Consider the following 373-nt stretch of genomic DNA (forward strand, 5'->3'; position numbering starts at 1 on the left):
CGATGACCTCGGGATGCTCGACGGCGTCGTGCTCTATGGGCGGCCCGGTGGCTTCGTCTTTCAACTCGTGGCCAACGCCGAGCGCCGTTCCCGGATCGAGGCGCGCCTGGAATGGATGCGCAGTGCCGACGACCGCGAGGATCAGCGCAAGGCCGCTCGCATCGTCCCATTACACCGCGATGTCAGGATCGGGTTGCAAGGCGCGCGCACCGCCGAAGCCTTCGTCACCGACCTGTCCATGACAGGCGCCGCGCTAGTCCTCGACAGAAGGCCTCAGGTCGGTGCGACGGTGACGGTGGGCAAGCGCTACGCGACGGTCGTGCGCCATACCCCCGAGGGCGTCGGCGTGGCGTTCCGGATGCCGTTCGGCCCG

The 373-nt window shown here is 68.6% G+C and carries 1 protein-coding gene; it reads left to right on the top strand.

The annotated features are described in order from the left end of the window. Positions 1-13 precede the first annotated feature (13 nt). The coding region (locus MKL09_RS15530; protein WP_244021483.1) for a PilZ domain-containing protein at positions 14-373 on the top strand (360 nt) is incomplete at its 3' end.

The sequence above is a fragment of the Methylobacterium sp. J-048 genome, assembly GCF_022829515.1.
In the GTDB taxonomy this organism is placed as follows: Bacteria; Pseudomonadota; Alphaproteobacteria; order Rhizobiales; family Beijerinckiaceae; genus Methylobacterium.